Here is a 19,418-nt window from a genome sequence, read left to right as displayed (position 1 = left end):
ACCCTTTATTTGGCGTTGAACAAAGCAACCGTGGTGTCGAGCATACGGTTTGAGAATCCCCATTCATTGTCGTACCAGGACAGGACTTTCACGAAGTTGCCGCCGGTAACTTTAGTCAGACCGGCTTCGTAGATGGAAGAATGTGGATTGTGGTTGAAGTCCATAGACACCAATGGCTCATCGTTGATCGCCAAAATGCCTTTCAATGGACCAGCAGCCGCTTCGCGTAAAATGCCGTCGATTTCTTCTTTAGTGGTGTTGCGTGACGCTTGGAAGCACAAATCCACAACAGAGACATTGATGGTGGGTACACGCATCGCGAAACCGTCCAGCTTGCCTTTCATTTCCGGCAACACCAAACCTACTGCCGCAGCCGCACCGGTTTTGGTGGGGATCATGGATTGAGTAGCGGAACGCGCGCGGTGCAAGTCGCTGTGATACACGTCGGTCAAGACTTGGTCGTTAGTGTACGAGTGGATGGTAGTCATCAAACCGTGATCGACACCGATGGTATCCATCAAAGGCTTGACTAATGGCGCCAAGCAGTTGGTGGTGCAAGACGCGTTCGAGATAACGGTGTCGGATGCTTTCAAGGTTTGGTGGTTAACACCATAAACGATGGTGGCATCGACATCATTGCCGCCAGGCGCGGAGATAATGACTTTTTTCGCGCCGGCAGTAATATGCGCAGACGCTTTGGCTTTGCTGGTGAAGAAACCGGTGCACTCGTGCACAACATCAATGCCCAACTCAGCCCAAGGCAGTTTAGCGGGATCTCTTTCAGCAAATACGCGAATTTTGTCGCCATTGATCACGATGTAATCACCGTCGACAGACACATCGAATGGAAATTTACCATGTACGGTATCGTATTTGGTCAAGTGTGCGTTGGTTTTGGAATCGCCCAAGTCGTTAATAGCGACAACTTGGATCTCGTTGGTGCGACCTGATTCGTACAAAGCGCGCATGACATTGCGACCGATACGACCATAACCGTTAATTGCAACTTTAATTGCCATAGAGTTTTCTCCGGGATGAGTGTGAAAGACTTGCGTCGAGATGTGCCAAAAGCACCAAAAATAGACTGGATTGTAGCAATAACCAGCGCTCTACGTCTACCGCTGCGGCGCGTTGCGGCTGGCAGAAATCCACTCTCATCGTCTTTAAGCTCGCGTAGGTCGTATGCCTGTTGAAGGGCTCTGAACATCCGGCTTCGGCAACCCGAACGGAACACCAGTAATAAATAGCATCGGGTTAATAAAAGGTACAATCCTATTTATTTTCCACTAACAGCAGCACAACACATGCAAATTCAATGGTATCCCGGCCACATGCACAAGGCCAGCAAGGAGATCAAGTACGCCTTGCCCGACATCGATTTGCTGATCGAAATTCTCGACGCCCGCATTCCTTACAGCAGCCAAAACCCGATGCTGGCCGGCCTGCGCGGCGATAAACCCACTATCCGCGTGCTCAGCAAAACCGATCTGGCTGATCCGGAATTGACTAAAGCCTGGCAATCCTATCTGGAACGGGAACAGGCAGTCAAAACCCTGGCTGTCACCACCCAACAGCCGGAGAAGATCAAACAGATTATCGACTTGTGCGCGAAGATGCTGCCCGAGAAAACCGCTGCCAACAAAGTGATCCGTACCATGATCATGGGCATCCCCAACGTCGGCAAATCCACCATTATTAATGTGCTGGCCGGCCGAACCATTGCCAAAACCGGCAACGAACCGGCCGTCACCAAACAACAGCAACGCATCAACTTGGGCAATAACATCGTATTATCCGACACCCCCGGCGTGCTCTGGCCCAATGTGGAAAACCGCCACAGCGGTTATCGGCTGGCAGTGACCGGCGCGATCAAAGACACCGCGTTTCAACACGACGACATCGCACTGTATGCGTTGGAATACCTGAGCAAAGCCTATGCCGAGAATCTGAAAGCCCGCTACCGACTGACTGAACTACCCGGCGAGGCAATGACATTACTGCAAGCCATTGGCAGCAAACGCGGCTGCTTGCGTAGCGGCGGTGTGGTCGAACTGGACAAGGCCGCGAAACTTTTGCTAAACGAACTGCGCGCCGGTACGCTGGGCCAGATCACTTTGGAAACGCCGGAGATGATAGAAGCGGAGATGGTGGAATTGACGGCTATACGGGCAGAAAAAGAGGCCAAGAAAGCTGCAAAGCGGCGCGGGAACAGGCAGGATTAAGGCTGGACTTGGCCGGGCGATTCAGTTGACTATTAGGTACTTTAAGCACTGCCGGCCATAACCCGTCGGTCAAAGTACCTATAAAATTTTATGGATGATTCGAAGCTTACCATCCATGGCACTGGATACCCGCTTCCGTGCGGGTATGACGCTCAGCTGAATATTCTTGCCAATCAGGAATTTTTTATGGGACATATTGTGACCCTGCCAGATATCCACACACTATTCGGTAATGATCCGAAACGGGATAACACCGCGCTGGAGTTCGAATTACACCTGAAAGTGCTTTGCTAACTCCGCTCATTCTTGCGAGGCTTTTCACCCGTTTGTTGCTTCGTCGCTTCGAGTCGGCAGCACTCTTCTTTAAGGAAAATGTGCGAGGGTCATAAGACAGGCTCTTTATGTGCATTGACGACCCCGAGATGTCGCCTAAAGCCGTCCCCCCATTTTTCCTGCACACTGCTTGCCCGCGCCAAACCCGCCGGCCATCCTCCGCCCGAAATGGGCGAAAGAGACCATTGAGTTCCCTATCGTCTGAAGGTGGCCGTGACGGTTTTGGCATCGTCCATCGTGATCGTGCAGATTGCACGACGACCGGTACAGGCGCCGCCCCAGCCGACGAATTTCGCCCACCAGTTGGCGGTGGCACGGAGAGTGACCCGAGTGCCGTTATCAAATGTTTCTTCGCAATCAGAGCCACAGTTGATCCCGGCGGGCCGGCTAGTCACATGACCGCGCCCGCTCACCATCACCGAAAGCTTCGGCGCAGGCGCAACCGTCGATTCGGCCCCCCAGTTGGCGTCGAATGCATTGCCTGATGTTGTCAGAGAAACCGCTGCTCCGGTAATCGCCAACGGCGTTACCGCTTGCCGTGCGATTGTGATCGGAGTAATCGGGAGCGTGGCAGGAGCAGGCATGGCGAACAGGTCGTATCCAGCACCCGCTGCCCGCTGAAATAGAATCTGCGTGCCGTCGGGCGACCATGCGGGGAACAGGTCATTGACGGTGTCGTCGGCGGTGAGATTCGTGGCCGCGCTGCCGTCAGGGTTCACGGCCCAGAGCTGCCAAGGTCCGCAACACGCTGGGACCTGGGCCTGGCTCATGAACACGATTTTGCTACCATCCGGTGACCAGGCCGGAGCTCGATCCTCCTCAAGGTACAAGGCTCGATCGCTTCCAGGCTCACCCGCCGACACCACTACTTCGCCGCTGCCATCGACGTTGGCAACCACAATCTCATGCTGGGATCCCTGGACCGGTTCACCGGTACTCGGATCCGGATAGGTCTCGGGGCGCACGTCGACGAACGCGATCTTCGATCCGTCCGGAGACCATACCGGCTCCATCGCCGCATGCTCGGTCACGACCGTCTCAGCGAGGGTGTCGAGATCGACGATGACGACTGCTGCGGCAAGACCCTCCCGCTCCTTCATCACGGCGATTTGCGAGCCGTCAGGTCCCCACGACGGATCGAGTGCACCGCTGACAATCGCCGTCTTCCCCGAGCCATCGGCGTTCATTACCGATAAGGTGCGGGTGAATGAATCCGAGATGAAGGCGATTCGGGAACCGTCGGGCGACCACACCGGGCTAAACTCGTCGATGTCAGTCGTGTCCGTGAGGTTTACGGCACCCGTGCCGTCCGGGTTCATTACCCAGATGTCCTGCTGCTCGGTCGGTCCGAACGGAATCGTGCTCGCCCCCCGCGCGACGTAGGCGATCTGGCCGTTAGGCGCAATCGCCGCCAGCGCCGAAGCAGTGGTCAAGGCCAGGGGGGCGATAATGCCTGCCGTAAGCGTGGCCACGACGGATATTCTAGATCTACGAGACATGTTTGCTCCTCTCCACTCAGTTAACTTAATTATTATGAATACACCCGTATATCGCCTGACGAAGGGCAAAGGTTCAATCGGGGCTATTACAAATGTTTCCCGATAACCCGCTTAGGATAGGAAGAGGCGATAGTCGAAATTCATAGAAAACCTATCCAAGCGCCAGTTGATGGATGTTTTCTCTACCCCAAGTCTGCCGACCCACGACGACAATCTCGCTAAGCTCATGAGCTTTTTTCTGCCGAATAGCCTTTTCTCGGACGCAATGGGGGGCTCATTCTCGGAAAATCACAGACTTTAGGGTGACAAAAACGGGTTTTAGCATTTCGCATCTGCTATTCGTTTTAGCAATTGTTGGTTTGGTTATCGGAATGAAACGTTTTAGATCGATTGGCTCTGATTTAGGCCCGTTTATCAAAGGATTTCGCCATGCTTTAAGATTGTCAGGCCAACCGCAATTCTATGTACTGTAGCGTACAGACGACGACTAATACCGGGATTAGGCTTTGCCTCGAGAATAAAAATCAAGCGATAGTGAAACGCTATCGGGTGTTTGGATATTCCATAAACCAAGAGGTATCTCCGTGGCTAGAACCCGACGTATCCATTTAATCAATCCGAAGGCCGATACTTTTGCCACTCGCCCCTTATTCTTCGGTAAAGCCCTGTATTCGCCGGTTGCAGGATTATTAGCCGTGGCAGCACTGATTCCGGAAGATGACTACGAAATCATTCTGACCGACGAGAATATCGAACCCATCGATTTTGACTTGCAGGTCGATCTGGTCGGCATCTCAGCCATGACCTCCTATGTGAATCGTGGTTACGAGATTGCCGACAGCTTCCGGGCGCGCGGCATACCCGTGATCATGGGCGGCGTGCATGTCAGCTATTTACCCCAGGAAGCACTAAAACACGCTGACGCCGTGGTGGTTGGGGAAGCCGAGTTGGTGATCGATAAAGTCCTAGACGATTTGCGCCATAACCAAATGAACGGCATCTATAAGGCCGAAAACCTGCATTCGATGTCTAATATGCCAATGCCACGGCAAGGATTGCTGAAGAGCAACCGCTACATCAATAAAGGGTTTGTGCAGACTTCCCGAGGCTGCCACCACGGTTGCACCTTTTGCGCTGAACCGACGATGTATGGCTTGCGTTTTCGCTATCGCCCCGTCACCGATCTTATCGCCGAGATTGAGCGCATGGATGAACGGGTGATTTTACTTAACGACGCCGATTTTTTCGGTACGCCGAAACGGGCCATGGAAGTGATGAAAGCCTTTAAAGGGCGCGGGCTAAAATGGCAGGCGGCGGTCAATAGTCGCGATGCCCATGACGAACGCTTGCTGGAATTGGCGGCGGAAAGCGGCTGCTTTATGCTGTCCATCGGCTTCGAGTCCATCTCCAAACAAACTCTACGTAACGTGCATAAGTGCCAGAACAATCCCGACTCTTATCTTGAACTTGTTGAGAAACTGCACCGTTACGGCATCATGGCGCTGGGTTTGTTTATCTTCGGCTTTGAAGGCGACGAACGGTCGGTGTTCGAGGAAACCTTAAAGTTCAACATCGACGCCGAATTCGATATGTGCGGTTATTCGTTATTAACACCCTATCCGGGCACCATCAACTGGTTTGAGATGATGCGGCGCAAGCAAATTGTTTCTTTCGATTGGAATAAATACGATCAGTCCCATATCGTGTTCAAACCGGCAGGCTTATCGGCAGAGCAGCTTTATCGCGGCTATTTAGACACCTATGACGGATTTTATACGCTGCCATCGATGTTGAGCCGCTTTCCCTGGGACGGCTCGCGCAATCGGGCGAATTGGGCTATTTATAATGCTTTCTTTCGCAAGGGAGGTGTCGTCACCCGCGAGTTTGACCAGTTGGTCGCAAAACCGACGCCGGAACCTGAGTTTGCGGCTATGCCGCCGTTGATGCCACAAAAAGCCGAATGGCGAGAGTTAGTATTGGGAACAACTGGGGCTGCGCTCGCGGCGGCTTCTGAATAAATCTGCAACCACGCTGCATGGCCCCGGTATTCCTGTATCAGCGCGGCCTCTGTGTCAGTTAACTTTTTAAAATCTTGAGAAAATTCTGGACAAATCGATTCCTCGCATACCCCCAATGGCGCAAGTGGTTCGCCACGCGCTGTGCAACCGCTACCGCGTTGCTCTAACTCCTGCATCCTTGCAGGTCGACCACGAGCGGAATCAATAGCATACCGTCGCCTCTACGCCCTGTGGGTACTGAGCACGCAGTAGGGCTTAATCGCAGCGTTCTTAGGAAGATTGCTCTGATTCAAGCAAGTGTTGATTCAGCAAGTCGAGGATATGATCGCCCTTTAACTGGGCAGGGTCGAATCCTGATACCTGCATAATGTCGGAAAATTTGGCTGATGCTTCCGAATTAGCGCTTCGATAGGCCATCGACCAGTTTGAAAATTGGCGGCTTGCGGTCGGTTCAAAGGCAATGACGGACACTCGAGAGTGTCTTGGGTCACACTGGATGCGCTCGAAGGTGTCTTGAATATTGTCATGCGGGCCTTCTAAAACCTGTGCGAAGCAACCGGCATTGAACATCAATGCGCCGGTGAGGTTGGCACTGGGGTTCTTTTCTCGGGCTTTTTCCAGAATCTGTTCAATTTCGCGACGAACGCTAGCGTCGTCACCGGTAATTTCATTACGACTGATATAAACCAGTCTGTAGAGTGGTTCAGTCATGTTGATTCCCTCGTGATTGCGCTGGGTTTTTTAGCTCGGTAATAAAGTCGGCTATGGTATTGGCGGCGATGGGACGGCTGATCAGATAGCCCTGCGCCGACATGCAACCTCCCGCCGCCAGTTCGTCAAACTGTTCTTTGGTTTCAACGCCTTCGGCAATCGTGGTCATTTTAAGGCTGGCGCCCAAGCTAATGATGGCCTGAACCAGCGCCCGCGATTTCGGTGAATTTTCGCCGCGCACGAAGGATTGATCGATTTTAATTTTGGAAAACGGAAAGCTGTTCAGATAGCTAAGCGATGAATAGCCAGTGCCGAAGTCATCCATGGCAATGCCTACGCCCATGTCTTTTATGGCCCAAAGATGTTTCTGCGCTGTGTCATAGTCCTTCATCATCACGCCTTCGGTAATCTCCAGTTCAAGACGTTCCGGTGCCAGGCCCGTGCTGGACAATGTATCGCGAACGATTTCAACGATGCGCTGGTTCTCAAACTGAATGGGCGAGACATTGACCGCCACGGTGAAATCACCGTCCCAACTCATGGCTTCTTTGCAAGCCGCGCGCAAAGTCCACTCGCCGATGGCGTGTATTTCGCCCAATTCTTCGGCCAGTGGAATGAAATCGACCGGGGAGACCAGGCCTCGGGTCTTGTTATGCCAACGTATTAACGCTTCGAAACCCTGTAGCGCACCGGTAGACATATTGACTTGCGGCTGATACATCAAAGTAAATTCTTTCAGGCCTAAGGCGCGGCGCAGGTCTACTTCCAGATTGCGCCTTTCCATCGCCCGTTGGGCGAGTAAGGGTTCAAAAAATTTGACGTTGCCGCGTCCGGCCGCCTTGGCTTCATAGAGCGCAAGGTCGGCGTGCTTGAGTAGATCGGCAATGCTATCCGTACCATGGTTGATCGCCGCTATGCCTACGCTTGCGCCTATGTTGACTTGCTGACCATCGATCAGAAACGGACGACTCATCAATTCAACAATGCGCGCGGCTACCGATTCCGCGCCTATCGGTTGCAAGCCTATAGTATGCAGGACCACGAACTCGTCTCCCCCCATTCGAACCACTGTATCACTGAGTCGGGTGGCCGATTTGATGCGTTTGGCAACCAATTTCAACAAGGTATCGCCAGCGCCATGACCTAGGGTGTCGTTGACCTGCTTGAAGCGATCCAGGTCAATCATGATTACTGCCAGCGATAATGCATCCGGCGCGCTCGGTTTCCAGCCCGTAATAACCTGGTCCAACAGCAAGCGGTTGCCGAGTCCGGTTAGCGGGTCATGCTCCAAAGCGTATTGGGGCGTCGATGCGGATTGTCGCTCGGCAACTACGATCCGCAGTCCGCTACCAGCTGCGGCAATTTGCAGTTTTAACGGCTGTGAGTCGCGTTCGAGGCGCAATTCCAAACTGGCTGGGACCTGCAACTTTAGCGCTTGTTGCAGGTCTGTAACGGAGCAATTGAATCGTGAACCGAGATGATCCAACAGAGAGCGTCCGCCTGCGGATTCGGGATCCGCAAAGGCTATCATTTCACAGAACGCAGGGTTGCTAAAGGCGATACGGCCATCTGCATCGAGCGCAACAATACCGATTGAGGATGATTTTATACTGTTAACTAGCGATGAAACCGATTCATTGGGCATAAATTTAGTCTCAAGCTCTTGTCTACAAAGGCTTACACTTCTAACACGTTTAAGTTCATTTTAACAATGATATTGCCTTACTACTGGTCTGCTTGGTAAACAGGGTACGCTTACACCAGCCATGACACTGGATATCAGCTTCTGCGCAGGTATGACGCTTAGCTGACGCTTCTTGCTAATCATGTATAACTTTGATGCCAACCTTAACCCAACATGGCAGGGTGCTCTAATCCGAGGAACGGCGAAGCGTCTAAATGAATGTAGTGCCTGCTTAATCTTTATCAATCTCGTAATTCAGTTTTATTCTCTGTGAAGTGCCGGCTTGGGTTTCAAGGTTTATCGCATCGGTAATGTTATGTTTCAAAACCATGACGGCCTGCTTGTTGAACAAACCTACTTTGGTACCCAAATAAAAATCCGGGGTTAGATATTCGCCCATAGTGACGAGCGTGTCCTGTAGGGTTTCGCCTTCCTGCACGTCAAACTCATCTATTCCCAACTTGTCGGTAATCCAGGCAGCATGACCGCCCGCATACGACATTGCAGCGCTGGCCAGCATATTGCCTTCCGCTTTGCTGACCTGGCTCAATGAGCGCCCGGTAACCAGATAGGCCAATGCTTCCGATTCAGGCAGTGCCGGGTCTGAATATATCCGTGTTTGCGGTTTCTGTAATGAGCCGCTCAAGCCCAGTATTGCGGTGACTTTTCTATTTTTTGACACGCGGATAGCTTCAACATCCATCCACGGATCATCCAGCGGGCCGTTGAATACCAAGTGCCCTTGGCGCACGGTCAAGTCTTGTCCATAGCTTTTGTAACGGGCTTTTAACATGTCGATTTTACCGAATACGCTGGTTTTCTCGCCGGCTTTGGTCAGGTGCAGCTTACCAGCCAGATCGGTGTTAAGGCCGCGCCCGGAAAAGCTGACCTGTTTGCCCAATTCAAGCTCTATGTTCAAATCAATCCCAAGCGCAACCGGCATGTGTGCCGCTTGATGCTCCTCACCGATAATGACTTCATCTGCACTGACTTTTACCGCATTCTCGGAAAACTCCTGAAGTGCAATTATCGCCTTGGGAACTTTTAAGCTACCGGTAACCATGCCTTGTTTATGGGCATACGCCAGTTTCAGGTTCGGCGAGAGCGATATTTGTGTATCGGGCATTTTGGCAACTTCAAAATTTTCGCCCAGCAGAGTTAACTCAAGCGGCCAACCAGTCTCAGCCACTAAACTGGCAAAGCCATCGATATTAATCCCGCCGTCACCTGATTTTGCCGAGCCGCTAATTTGCATACGCTGGTCAATATCGGCTAAAGCCAGCGCCTTGAGTTTGATCTCACGCAGGGTGATACCCAGATCATTCACCTCAATAGAATCGCCGATAAACTGTATTTCACCTTTGGCGAGCGGATTTGTCAGCGTACCTTGCACAGCCAGATCGGCAGTTAGATACCCCTTGATGTTTGATAGTTGGGGAACCAATGGATTGAGTAATGATAAGGTCTCCACTGATGCGGTTACCGTGCCTAATAGCGTTTGTTTTTTGCTATCCAGGTTTAATTGACTGCGCAGATAATCTTGGCCAGCCAGTTTTAGGTCGATATCCGCTGAAATAGCGTCACCGTCAATGCTACCCGCTAGTGACGATGCCGCCACGGGGATTTTGGTGGTCGCCTCGCGGTTTTGCAAAGAAATCAACAGCGGCGGACTGTCGATACGATAGCGTCCGGCCATTACGCCTTTGTGCTGCTGCAAATCCGCATGCATGTTTATCAAGCCGTTAAATTCTATGGATTGACTGAGGTTTGTGGTATTCAAAAGCTCGGGTAGTAATGTTCCAGTCATTTCAATACTATTGCGCTGATCGCCGGACGCCACCGCAGTCAGCGTCATATTGCGCAGTCCAAGGCCTTGTTCAAGCAGGTTTACCGAACCTTGGCTGAGGTTTAGCTGCCCCATGACGATGGGGTTTTGGATTGTGCCTTTGATACTTAGATCTGTCGTCAGCAAGCCCTGGGTGGCTGATAGCTGCGGCACAAAGGTTTCTACCACGGCCAGTTCACGCATCGATGCGCTTAGTTGGCCGCTGATGGCCTGACTTTTCCCCATCTGCCATTGCAACTGGCCGCGGAGATAATCTTGCTGGGCTAGCGCCAAATCGAATGTTGTGGTCAGCATATTCGCCTTGATAGCGCCCGATACAGACGATGCGCCCAGCGCCAGGGTCTTGTCGTCTAAAGACAATTTTGCCGGGGAAATACCCACCTGAAAGCGCCCGTTCAGCAAGCCCTGTTGTTGACTTAGTTCTGTGTCAGCGTTTAGCGTAGCAGTGAGCGCAACGTTGGCCGGCAAAAACGGCTTTAGCAGTTGAGTAGGTAGCGCCGATGCCAACAGTGTAGCGTTAAAGTCGCCGCTAGCTTGATAACGTCCTTGCGTACACAACGCCGCATTGTTTTGCGCCAGGCAGATTTCAGACCATACGGTATCTAGGCCTTGCGGCAGACTCGTCACGGTAATGGTGGGCGGGCGTTTGAGTTGCCACAGCCCGTTCTCTTGGCTGAATAATTCCAGTTTTGCGAGATTCGCTTGCCAATTTCCGGCAAGAAAGCTGCCCGTCAAGGCAGCTGAGATATTGCTGTTACGGGAATTTACATCCATTTTGAAATAGTGCTGGGCAAGCGAACCCCTGCCCTCCAATTGCGCACTGTCTATTTGCAGGTCGGCCGTTTTCACAGCCTTAGCCGAGAACAGTAGTTTTGAGGTTTTGGCAGCATCGGGAGCATAATCAAGGTCGATCGCTAGCTGCTCGGCACGGTGCTCGGCAAAACGCAGGCGTTTAGCCTGTAGCTGCAAGTTTATGTTTGGATTTTGCCGGGTTCCTTGTATGACCGCTGCGCCTTTCACGCTGCCCGCAAGCGCCGGGTGTAGGGTCTGTAGCGCGGGCGAATCGATTTGCAGTTTAAGTGTGGATTGGGATTGACCGATGTTGCCGTTGGCAGAGAGGCTATTCACCCCAGAACGGACTTCCAGGTTATCCACCTGAAATTGATCGTTATCTACAAACAGTTTGCCATGTGCCGTAACCGGGGTACCGCGCAATTGGCCCGTCAAATTGGCAAGTTCGACGTCCAACTGCAAGCTGTCGCCAAGCTTGCCTTTGATCTGGCTGTTAAACGTGAGATTGCCGGACATTTCAGGCAGCAAAATGGCAGGGTTAAAGTCGTGTGCGGTGGCGGCTATGGCAAAACTCGGGTCGTCATGCCAATCCACATTACCGCTGAGTAAAAACGATCCGGTGGTTGATGCCAACGCCAGTTTTTCGATAGTCATGGCCGTTTGGCTACCCTTGCCAGTAAAGCTAAGAGTCGCGTCCGACAGATATTGCTGGGATAACTGCCCATTCAAGCTGATGTGATAATCGCTAAACAGACCGCTAACCTCGACGCTGCCTTGGTTGCTTTTTATCTGCGCGGTGCTGCCATTGATAGGCCAGACCAGATTATGCCAGTCGGCATGCGCCGCAATGTGCGGCGCATTTTCCAAATCATCCAGCTTGCCTTGTAAATTCAATTGAAAAGGCGAAGACACTTGATGACTGAATGACAAGGCCTTCAGATTACCGCTAAGTGCCGTGGCGCCTCGCAATTCACCATTTTGTTCGGAATTGAGTTGCCAGGCGACTGTAGCATTAAAATCAAAATCCTTGTTTAAGGCTATTTGCCCTTGCGCGATGGCGTTGACGACCGGGTCGTCTATGGTCAGCGAGCCGATTTTGAGATGATCGCCGTCTGTGTCGATGGCGAACCGTAGTTTTTCAAGACTTTGGACAAAAGCGCCTGATTGATAGGTCACACGATTTAGTGAGGCGTTTTCTATCGTGATTTGCAGCGGTAGAGTTAGCTCCAACGTGTCGGTTTTTTGGGTGGTTGGGGTATCGGTAAGGCTTACATGCAAACCGTCGATTGTTATGTCAACCAGGTGTAAGCTTCCCCTAAGTAACTGTTCGGGTCGCCAGCTAACCGCCAGCTTATCGATGCTGATAGTTTCAGTGGCGCTTTTGTACTGCACATCCGTTAACGAAAAGTGGTCGAGCAAGCGGCCTTCAATGTTTGCATCGGCAACCTGAACGGAGGAAACCGACAAAATCTGCTTCAATAGCCATTGGCTGGCGGCTTGATTACTGATTAAACCCAATATGCCAGCCGGGATAAGCAACAGCAGTATCAATAGCGCTCTGCGTTTATTCATATGCGCGCGCCTGCGGCAAAATGGATTTGAAACGACGAGTCGGATTCATTCAACGGCACCGCGAAGTCGACGCGAACCGGTCCCAAAGGCGAATACCAGCGCACTCCCAAGCCCGCGCCGGTTTTAAATAACATGCTATCCGGATTAAAGGCGTTACCGCTGTCTACAAAGGCCGCAATGCCCCAATCATCGAAAACCGTTTTTTCGTATTCGATGCTTACTACGCTCAAAAACTTGCCGCCTATGACATTACCCAAGTGGTCTTTCGGGCCCAGTTCTTTGTAGCCATAGCCCCGGATACTGTTAATGCCGCCGGCGTAAAATCGGTAAGACGGCGGTAATTTGTCAAACTGATCTACCAGCGTGGCAGCCATTTCTGTGTGCAGTATGAATTTACTATCCCAAAAAAACGGCTGCATCCAGACCAGAGACAGGTCGGTTTGCAGAAAACTGACATCGGATAAAGGATTTTCATAGCTGCCGCTGAGCGCAATGTTTGCCCGGTAGCCTTTACTGGGCCGTAAAGGGTTATTGGAGACCGATTTAAGCCAGTTGCCGCCCGGTACCAGTAACAGTGTCTTGGTGCGAGTTGGGCCGATGGTAAAGTCTTCGTAGTCAAGATCGGTATACAGCGTCTGCTTCCAATTGTTGGCTAAGGTCTGTTTTAAACGGGCTGACAAGATTGACGAGACCGTGTCGAAGGTGTCGGTTTTTTCGCGTTTGAAGCCACCCCCCAAGCTGAACGCATCGTTGAGTGGGTTAGCCAACGGGACGTTGTAGGTCACGTCAGCCGTCGACAATACCGGCGATAGATTGAGTTCCGAGCTTAAATAATGTCCCTGTTGATTCAGGCGGCGGTTAGTGTAAGCCGCGCTTAGCAGCGGGCCGATATCGGTATCAAAACCAACACCAAAACTGTAATGATGCTGTTTTTTGGCTTGCAGTTTAATCGTGACGGGCACACCTTGCTCAGCGCTCAAGGTATCGGGAACAATATCAACTGTGGCGAAATAACCGCTTTTTAAAAGATTGGCATGAGTCTTGGCCAACTGGGTGCCGTTATAAAAATCGCCGCTGTTGATCGAGATATATTTGGCGACGAACGCAGGATTTAAGGCATCCTGATGCACAACGATTTCATCAAACACCTTGCGCGGCCCGCTATCAAACACCAACTTGATTTGGGCTTTATTGCGCTGCTTGTCTATCAACAATTTTTTTTCGGTAAAGCTGCCCCGCAAATAGCCGGTTTCCATGGCTAATGCTTCAATACGGGTTTTCATCTTTTCGTATTGGCTGTGATCCAGTGGACTACCGGCAATTTTTAACAAGTTGTCCCGTAACTTTTGAAACTCTAGGTTGGTTTTTGCTGACCCATTAATGGTGACGCTGACTTGGTCGACAAACACTTGCGGACCTGCGGCAATATCAAAATCGGCAGTCCAGCAGTCGTTTTTAAAGACCAGCGACTTTTTAACGCTGGCATGGTAATAACCCAGCGCGCGCAGTGCTTGGTCAATTTCCTGCTCTGCTTTGGCGTAAAGGCTGCGTATTTTCCACTCGGGCGTGTCACATTTTTCTTTTTCCAAAGACAGCATCAGCCGGGTGTTGGATGCGGTTTTGCCTTCAAGCCCGGTAATAAGAACCGTGGCAAACCCCGCCGGGGCACATAAGCCTAAGAACGGCAGCGCCAGCATTGTTCTCAAGGTTAACCTAAGCAAAAACATTAAATACTGCATTAGTGTGCTTTATGCCGATTGGACCGGTAGCCGAGAAAGATCCGGCCTTAGTTGAGCTTGACCGGATCAGCCCATCAAGGTTTGTTATGGTCTAAACTTTTGCTGAATTGGCCGCCATAGTGCCTTGATCGCCATGAATTTAAGCCGTCAGCTTACCTTACTGCATCAGCTTAGGCGACCTCGCTGACGTTCACCAGGGTCTACCGGGCGTCTGTTACCAATCCAGTCACAGCACCCACTCTTATAGCCGGCGTTAGGGCTTTCTGTGCATAATTTCGACAACCCATTACAGAGCAGACCAATGAACTCGCTTTTTCACAAAATATTCATATGCACGGCATGGTTGGTCACGGTTTTTAATTTCGGATGCGCAAGGACTGACAAAGCTCTTGAAGAGTTTATGACTGTCAGTGGCACGGCTGCGTATCGCCAACGCATCGCCATGCCGCCGGATGCGGTGTTGTCGGTGCAGCTTGAAGACGTGACACTAGCCGACGCACCAAGCCCGGTGTTGGCCGAATTTAGCGAGCGGTTTGGCGACCGCCAGGTTCCCATAGCGTTTACGCTGCCAGTTCCCAAGACGGCTATCCATGCCAACCACCGTTATAACCTGAGGGCGAGCATTACTGTCGGTGGCGCCCTGCGTTTTACCACCACGCGCCTTTATCCGGTGTTGACCGACGACCGGCTCAATCGGGTCGACCTACTGCTTGATGCCGTTACAGCAAACGCCTTACCGACACCCCTTAGTCTACCAGCCAGCTTTGCAGGAGCGCTGCCGTGTGCCGATTGCCCTGGCATTATGCAAACCCTGACTTTGCGTGGTGATGGCCTGTACCGTTTGCGCCGGGTTTACCAAGAGAAACCCAACGGCTTGTTTGCCGAAGCCGGCGGCTGGAAAATTACAGATAATTTATTGCGCCTGAACAATGGCACTGAAACCTCACTGTTTGCCATCCTTGATAACGACACATTGCGTCAGCTTGATACCGCAGGCCAGCCCATAAAATCGCCCGCCGATCTCGATCTTCGCCGCAACATTCAAGTCGATCCGCTAAACGATTCGGTGCAATGGTACGGTGAGTTCCAATACATGGCTGATGCTGCGACGTTCACAGAATGCGCCAGCGGCCTAAGCTGGCCGGTTGTGATGACGGGCGACTATCTGACCGCAGAGCGCAACTACAGCAAATCGGCTGTTGCGCCCGGTTCGCCGCTGTGGGTGACGTTTAAAGGACGACTTGAGCAACGTCCGGGCATGGAAGGGCCGGTCATCGAGCAGATGGTGATCGAAAAATTCAACGCGTCGCAACCCGAAAAAGCCTGTAAACCAGCAGCCTCCAACGCTGGGTTGGCAATTGCCGAACTAAAAAACACCTATTGGAAACTGCTGAATATTGGCGACCAACAGATACCCATATCGCCGTCAGCGACAAACCAAATTCATATGATCATGGCCAACGAAGGTTCGCGGGTGAGCGGATTCAGTGGCTGCAATCAATTTACCGGCTCATTTAAACACTCAAGCCAGGAATTGCGCTTTTCGCAGATGGCCCGCACCATGATGGCCTGCTCGTCGCCTGCAATGGAACTAGAAACCAAAGTACTTGAGGCACTCAATGCCACTACCCATTACCGTATCGAAGGTGAACATTTACTGCTGCTTACAGGCAATAAGGTGATAGCGCGTTTTGAGTCGCTGTATTTGCGCTGATTGCGTATCTTACTTGAATCAGGTTTATATGCCTTGATAACGCCCTAAACATAGCCCCCACCCGCGACGCTTGACCGGTTTACCCCGCAGAAACGGTAAGCCCTAGTTGAAACGCATCGTTTCCTTTGCCGCCATGCCGGCAAAACGCATGACGCGGCGGACGTATTGCTGAGTTTCGGCATAAGGCGGGATACCGGCGTGACGATCAACCGCGCCTTCACCGGCATTATAGGCTGCGGCCACTAGTCGCCAGTCGCCGGCAAACCGCCGTTCCAGCCAGCGGATGTAGGCCATTGCCCCCATAATGTTCCGCTCCGGATCGAAGGGTTGCCGCACCCCAAAGCGTTCCTGCGTAGCGGGGATCAACTGCATCACCCCCTGCGCATTTTTTGGCGAGACGGCGACCGGATTCAGGTTTGACTCGGCCAACGCGATGGCCAGCACGAAGCTGGCATCAACCTGGTATTTCGGCGCCAACTTGTGGATTAGCCGCGCTATCCGCTGCTGCTCGATTGGCTGCTTGCTCAGATAGGCGGCCATATTGAAAGCCGCCTCACCCGATTCGGTATAGCCGGTTCCGGTCAGTGCGTCACAATCTCCCTGAAGTTCTGCATTACCATGACGGGCATCGTAATACCGCAGAGCATCCTCGCTGCCCAAACTGGCAGCCATTGCCAGGTAAGCATTGGCTAACTCAGGCTTGCGCGGAAGGCCCGGCGAGATCGCCAATACCCGGCCAATCCGCATGAAGCCTTCCGGACTACCCATGGTTGCGGCATCACAGTAGAGACGGATCGCCAGCCACGGATTGCGGCCAACGCCTTTGCCCCTCTCTGCCGCAAGCCCCTGCTCCAGCGCCGCCTGAACCCGTGGCGCCTCCAAAAATTGAGCGGCATGGACCGACACGCCGAAAAATGCGGTCGCAAGCAAAAGCAGGCGGGGAAACGGTTTCAAAATTCGATGCGACAGGCGATGGCAGCGATAGCCGTGTTCAACAAATTTAGCCTTAAGACAAAATCTTGGGTCTTCGAGACTAAGACGCCAACAACATATTATCCAAAGTCTTTTTCGCCAAGGCTGCTTGCTCGGCCGGCACGGAGACTTGGTTGACCACATGGCCCGCCGCCAGGTTTTCCAGCACCCAGCATAAATGCTGTGGATCGGTGCGGAACATCGTCGAGCACATGCTCAAGGTCGGCGCCATAAAGTGCACGCTTTTGCCTTGGGCTTTGCACTCTTGATTCAGGCGGTTTACCAGATTCAATTCAGTCGCCACCAGCCAGCGGGTATTGGCTTCGGCTTCGCGGACGATTTTTAAAATCATCTCGGTGGAACCGATATAGTCGGATTTTTCGCACACTTCAAAGCAGGCTTCCGGGTGGGATATAACGATGGTTTCCGGATGTTTTTCCTTGAAGGCATCGATCTGCTCCGGTTGAAAGGCTTGATGCACGGAACAATAGCCTTTCCAGAGGATGATCTTGGCATCCCGAATTTGCTGTTCGCTCAAGCCACCCTGCGGTTTGTTGAAATCCCAGGTTACCATTTGCTCTAACGGTATCCCCATCCGATAGCCGGTATTGCGCCCTAAATGCTGGTCCGGGAAAAACAATACTTTCTCGCGTTTGGCAAAACTCCAGTTCAGGATTTTTTCGGCATTGGACGAAGTACAAACGATGCCGTCGTGTTGGCCGCAAAAGGCTTTTAAATCTGCGGCGGAGTTAATGTAAGTCACCGGCGTCACGGCGTTTTCCACGTCGATGATTTGTGCCAGTTCATCCCAGCATTGTTGGACTTTGACTTTATTGGCCATGTCGGCCATCGAACAACCGGCCGCCAAATCGGGCAATATGGCTATCTGCTCGGGCCGCGACAAAATGTCCGCCACTTCCGCCATGAAATGCACGCCGCAAAACACGATGTATTCGGCTTCGGATTGTGCTGCTTCCCGAGATAACTTTAAAGAATCGCCATAAATATCGGCGTGTTTGAACACCTCATCGCGTTGGTAATGATGACCAAGCACGATACAACGTTTGCCGAGTTTGGCTTTGGCAGCAACGATGCGGGCATCGCATTCCGCGTCATCAAGCAAGGCGTAATCATGTATGGGTAAGGCAGCAGTCATTTTTTAACCTGAAAATAAAACAAAGAATTGTAAAGCGTTGGGCAGGTTTTTTAACAGTCGGTTCCATCGCCAGCCGATTTACCAAGCATATTGCAGCAAGGTAATGCCGATCCAGCCAAAGCCCAGCGTGGTCACCACAAAACTCAAAGCCGAGTAAACCCGCCAGATCGGCTTGGACCAAAAATCCGGATCGAATGCCGCGACCACAAACACGCCGGGATTGGTCAGACCGCCGATCACGACCAACCAACAAGCCGTCACCGGCAGCGGCACTTTGGTGCCGTAAAAGCCCAGGCAAAATAGCGCCATCAAGGCGAAGTCCACGTGGGCCCTGATCAGGGTTTTGTAGTCTTTCAAAAATTCGCCGTCTATACCTTTTATCGGAAACCATTTGGCAAAAGTCATCAGCCATGCGGAAAGCAAAATGGCGAAGATCATCAGCACTGCGCCGATCAATAATATTTCCATGATTTTTTAGTCTGTCGTTGTAAAAATTAGATTGAAGTCCAAGCGAATCAATATAAAGCGTGCTGAAGCAAACTCATGGCGCCGGCACCGCTTTGGTTTTGCACATACTGCAAAACCACCGGCACAAACTGGCTGACCATGGACGGATTCATCCCCAAGGATTGAAACGATCCGGCTAAATTCGCCAGACTGCCGAATTGCCCGCCCATTAATCCACCCGCAGCGCCCAGCAAAGATTGCGAGCCTGATGCGGAAACCTGTTGCGGCACCGAGGACAAATAACGGTCCATCCCCGGCACGGCATTGCTCAATTGCGAGAAGTCGCCAGGATTCATGCGCTGCTGCGCTACGGAAAAAATTGAACCTACACCGCCCAGCGCCTGCTGCGGACTGATTCCCAATTGCCCGACCAATATATCGATTAACCCTAACTGGTTAGCCTGCCCCACCGCACCGGCGATAGAACCCGCAGCACCCGCTCCATAGCCGGTTTGCGGCCCGCCCAAGGCGAAAGTCTGATCCGAAACCTGCTGTTGAACGGGTGCGCACGCATTGATGACCGCGAGAACGCTAACTGCTGTAAAACCTTGCAAAACCTTCATTCTGTCGAACTCCTGAAAAACACCGAAACACCGGTTCAAGCCACATCATGGCCGCCAAAACCGGCACTGTAAATCGAAACCGGCCTAGGA

Annotated in this window: 13 protein-coding genes; 3 read left to right on the top strand and 10 right to left on the bottom strand. The window is 52.1% G+C overall.

Going from position 1 to position 19,418, the window contains the following annotated elements; genetic code table 11:
- Positions 1-5: 5 nt before the first annotated feature.
- Positions 6-1,019, bottom strand: coding sequence for a type I glyceraldehyde-3-phosphate dehydrogenase (gene gap, locus A1332_RS06865; protein WP_020482577.1), 1,014 nt, complete (start codon positions 1,017-1,019; stop codon positions 6-8).
- A gap of 285 nt (positions 1,020-1,304) precedes the next feature.
- Between gap and ylqF the strand changes: the two genes are divergently transcribed.
- Positions 1,305-2,222 (top strand): ribosome biogenesis GTPase YlqF, encoded by a 918-nt coding sequence (ylqF, locus tag A1332_RS06860; protein ID WP_064007807.1) that lies wholly within the window; start codon positions 1,305-1,307, stop codon positions 2,220-2,222.
- A gap of 527 nt (positions 2,223-2,749) precedes the next feature.
- Here the strand turns inward: ylqF and A1332_RS06850 are convergent.
- Positions 2,750-4,054: an InlB B-repeat-containing protein gene (locus tag A1332_RS06850; protein ID WP_064007805.1), complete on the bottom strand. Its 1,305-nt coding sequence runs from the start codon at positions 4,052-4,054 to the stop codon at positions 2,750-2,752.
- A gap of 584 nt (positions 4,055-4,638) precedes the next feature.
- On the opposite strand from A1332_RS06850, the gene A1332_RS06845 reads away from it, so the two are divergent.
- Positions 4,639-6,072, top strand: coding sequence for a B12-binding domain-containing radical SAM protein (locus A1332_RS06845; RefSeq protein WP_064007804.1), 1,434 nt, complete (start codon positions 4,639-4,641; stop codon positions 6,070-6,072).
- A gap of 270 nt (positions 6,073-6,342) precedes the next feature.
- Here the strand turns inward: A1332_RS06845 and A1332_RS06840 are convergent, their stop codons facing one another.
- The 4 genes from A1332_RS06840 to A1332_RS06825 form a co-directional block, all read right to left on the bottom strand.
- Positions 6,343-6,783 (bottom strand): BLUF domain-containing protein, encoded by a 441-nt coding sequence (locus tag A1332_RS06840; protein WP_064007803.1) that lies wholly within the window; start codon positions 6,781-6,783, stop codon positions 6,343-6,345.
- Positions 6,776-8,314 carry an EAL domain-containing protein gene (locus tag A1332_RS06835; RefSeq protein ID WP_197491412.1) on the bottom strand — a complete coding sequence of 513 codons (1,539 nt, stop codon included), beginning with the start codon at positions 8,312-8,314 and terminating at the stop codon, positions 6,776-6,778. The genes A1332_RS06840 and A1332_RS06835 overlap by 8 nt, the downstream gene beginning before the upstream one ends.
- Before the next feature lie 385 nt (positions 8,315-8,699).
- Entirely contained in the window at positions 8,700-12,677 is a 3,978-nt protein-coding gene (locus tag A1332_RS06830; protein WP_064007801.1) for a translocation/assembly module TamB domain-containing protein, read from the bottom strand.
- Positions 12,674-14,374 (bottom strand): autotransporter assembly complex protein TamA, encoded by a 1,701-nt coding sequence (locus tag A1332_RS06825; RefSeq protein WP_231890231.1) that lies wholly within the window; start codon positions 14,372-14,374, stop codon positions 12,674-12,676. The genes A1332_RS06830 and A1332_RS06825 overlap by 4 nt, the downstream gene beginning before the upstream one ends.
- A gap of 442 nt (positions 14,375-14,816) precedes the next feature.
- On the opposite strand from A1332_RS06825, the gene A1332_RS06820 reads away from it, so the two are divergent.
- Positions 14,817-16,130, top strand: a complete 1,314-nt coding sequence (locus A1332_RS06820; protein WP_064007799.1) for a YbaY family lipoprotein — start codon at positions 14,817-14,819, stop codon at positions 16,128-16,130.
- 102 nt (positions 16,131-16,232) lie between these two features.
- Here A1332_RS06820 and A1332_RS06815 read toward each other — a convergent pair whose 3' ends face one another.
- From A1332_RS06815 to A1332_RS06800, 4 genes are all read right to left on the bottom strand, one after another.
- A complete protein-coding gene (locus A1332_RS06815) occupies positions 16,233-17,084 on the bottom strand; it encodes a transglycosylase SLT domain-containing protein (protein ID WP_197491411.1) in 852 nt (283 codons plus the stop codon).
- A 79-nt stretch (positions 17,085-17,163) separates the two neighbouring features.
- Entirely contained in the window at positions 17,164-18,258 is a 1,095-nt protein-coding gene (gene nadA / locus A1332_RS06810) for a quinolinate synthase NadA (RefSeq protein WP_064007798.1), read from the bottom strand.
- Between the two features lie 78 nt (positions 18,259-18,336).
- Complete coding sequence (locus tag A1332_RS06805; protein ID WP_064007797.1) at positions 18,337-18,726, bottom strand: hypothetical protein; 390 nt, start codon at positions 18,724-18,726, stop codon at positions 18,337-18,339.
- A 47-nt stretch (positions 18,727-18,773) separates the two neighbouring features.
- Entirely contained in the window at positions 18,774-19,328 is a 555-nt protein-coding gene (locus A1332_RS06800; protein WP_064007796.1) for a DUF2780 domain-containing protein, read from the bottom strand.
- Positions 19,329-19,418 lie beyond the last annotated feature (90 nt).

It is taken from the genome of Methylomonas methanica (assembly GCF_001644035.1).
GTDB lineage: Bacteria > Pseudomonadota > Gammaproteobacteria > Methylococcales > Methylomonadaceae > Methylomonas > Methylomonas methanica_A.
The sequence above is the reverse complement of the archived record's forward strand: the minus strand, read 5'-3'. Positions and strand labels throughout refer to the sequence as shown.

Bases quoted from the DNA above. Each gene is read 5' to 3' on its own strand.
- ylqF (WP_064007807.1), top strand. From the start codon at position 1,305: ATGCAAATTCAATGGTATCCCGGCCACATGCACAAGGCCAGCAAGGAG.
- nadA (WP_064007798.1), bottom strand. From the start codon at position 18,258: ATGACTGCTGCCTTACCCATACATGATTACGCCTTGCTTGATGACGCG.
- A1332_RS06820 (WP_064007799.1), top strand. From the start codon at position 14,817: ATGACTGTCAGTGGCACGGCTGCGTATCGCCAACGCATCGCCATGCCG.
- A1332_RS06800 (WP_064007796.1), bottom strand. From the start codon at position 19,328: ATGAAGGTTTTGCAAGGTTTTACAGCAGTTAGCGTTCTCGCGGTCATC.
- gap (WP_020482577.1), bottom strand. From the start codon at position 1,019: ATGGCAATTAAAGTTGCAATTAACGGTTATGGTCGTATCGGTCGCAAT.
- A1332_RS06830 (WP_064007801.1), bottom strand. From the start codon at position 12,677: ATGAATAAACGCAGAGCGCTATTGATACTGCTGTTGCTTATCCCGGCT.
- A1332_RS06825 (WP_231890231.1), bottom strand. From the start codon at position 14,374: ATGCTGGCGCTGCCGTTCTTAGGCTTATGTGCCCCGGCGGGGTTTGCC.
- A1332_RS06840 (WP_064007803.1), bottom strand. From the start codon at position 6,783: ATGACTGAACCACTCTACAGACTGGTTTATATCAGTCGTAATGAAATT.
- A1332_RS06805 (WP_064007797.1), bottom strand. From the start codon at position 18,726: ATGGAAATATTATTGATCGGCGCAGTGCTGATGATCTTCGCCATTTTG.
- A1332_RS06850 (WP_064007805.1), bottom strand. From the start codon at position 4,054: ATGTCTCGTAGATCTAGAATATCCGTCGTGGCCACGCTTACGGCAGGC.
- A1332_RS06835 (WP_197491412.1), bottom strand. From the start codon at position 8,314: ATGATAGCCTTTGCGGATCCCGAATCCGCAGGCGGACGCTCTCTGTTG.